General features: G+C 71.9%; 2 protein-coding genes. Both read left to right on the forward strand.

Going from position 1 to position 1,702, the window contains the following annotated elements:
• The first annotated feature begins 268 nt into the window (after nucleotides 1–268).
• Entirely contained in the window at nucleotides 269–907 is a 639-nt protein-coding gene (locus PUR61_RS17155) for a carbonic anhydrase (protein ID WP_329879726.1), read from the forward strand.
• Between the two features lie 150 nt (nucleotides 908–1,057).
• Nucleotides 1,058–1,702, forward strand: a 645-nt coding sequence (locus PUR61_RS17160; protein WP_329879727.1) for a histidine kinase, incomplete at its 3' end; no start/stop codon positions are given.

Consider the following 1,702-nt stretch of genomic DNA (forward strand, 5'->3'; position numbering starts at 1 on the left):
CACTCCCTCAAAGGCGAGTCCTACCGCATGCGCGGCCGCGAACTCGGCCGCACCCCGACCACCAACAACGACTGAACACGACCGCACAATGGCCCACGATTGAACCGATCAGACCGGCCCGATTTCAGCCGTTGCCGACAGCGGCCCGGCTCCGCTGGCACTCGCAGGGGTGCGCGCCCTGTCCGGGCATGGTCCACGCCGCCTCGCACGGCGGACAGAGCCCTGCCCCGACGGCACGCGAGGTCGGCCCGGGCCGTAGGCTGCCACCATGACCGGTGATCGAATGACTGTTCCCGCCGCTCTGGAGATGCTGCTGGCCGGCAACCGCCGCTTCACCGCGGGCACGCCCGAGCATCCCAACCAGGACGCCGCCCGCCGGGCCGCCATCGCCCCTGCGCAGAGTCCGTTCGCGGTGCTGTTCGGCTGTTCCGACTCCCGCCTGGCCGCGGAGATCATCTTCGACCGGGGCCTGGGCGACCTGTTCGTGGTCCGCACCGCAGGCCACGTGGTGGGTCCGGAGGTGCTGGGCAGCATCGAGTACGGCGTCAGCGTGCTCGGCAGCCCGCTCGTCGTGGTCCTCGGACACGACTCGTGCGGCGCGGTGGCGGCCACCCGCAACGCGGTGGAGAACGGCACCACCGCCGGAGGGTACGTACAGGACGTGATCGAACGCGTCACTCCGAGCGTGCTCGCCACCCGCGCCGCCGGCCGCACGGAGGACGAGGACTTCATCCACGCCCACATCCGGCACACCGTCGATCTGCTGATGGAACGCTCCCGCGGTCTGGCCGACGCCGTCCAGGCCGGCACCGCCGCGGTGGTGGGCCTCTCCTACCGCCTCGCCGACGGTACCGCCCGCCTGGTGACCGCCCGCGGGGCCGCCACACCGGACCCCCTACCGCTGTGACGGCCGTGTGTCCGAAGGCGGCGACAGTGCCCTCAAGCCCGTAGGCTCCCCCCTCCGGAATCCGCTTCCGGAATCCGCTTCCGCCGCTCGGCCGCGTGCGCGGCAACGGCAGGCCGGTCATGACGATGTTCGGACGATGCCGTGCCGCCGGTGACGACGGATGGCGGGGCGGCGATGTGGCCGCTGAAGTCCGGTCCGTGGCCGCTTGAGTCAGTTCGCGCCGCACGACAGCGCACCGAGCTCTACCTCCGCTGGTCGCTCTACCTCGTGCCGCTGGTCATGCTCCCGCTGATCATGCTGGCCATCGCCGCCGCCCCGGACGTCCAACCGAACACCGACGGCATCGCCCGGGTCTGCCTGGTCGTCGTCCTGGGCACCACCCTGCTGACCCTGCGGGCCCTGCGCACCTCACTCGACCACTACCTGAAGCGGCCCACCGACCACCTGCGCTGGCTCGTCGCCGTGGGCGTCGTGGCAGTGGCCGGCTCCTGGGCCGGCCTGCTGCTCGGCAACCTGATCACGCTCGTCGTCGTCGGCCTCAGCTGCCGCAGCTTCGCCTGGTTGCAGTCCGTCGTCTGGGAGCTGGACACCGCCCGCGAGGCCCAGGCCCGGCTGGCCGTCGCCGAGGAGCGGCTGCGGTTCTCCCGGGACCTTCACGACGTCATGGGCCGCAACCTCACCACCATCGCGCTCAAGAGCGAGCTCGCCGTCCAACTGGCCCGCCGGGGCCGGCCGGAGGCCGCCGACCAGATGACCGAGGTGCAGCGGATCGCCCAGGAGTCCCAGCGCGAAGTC

The sequence above is a fragment of the Streptomyces sp. BE20 genome, assembly GCF_036322525.1.
Classification (GTDB): Bacteria; Actinomycetota; Actinomycetes; order Streptomycetales; family Streptomycetaceae; genus Kitasatospora.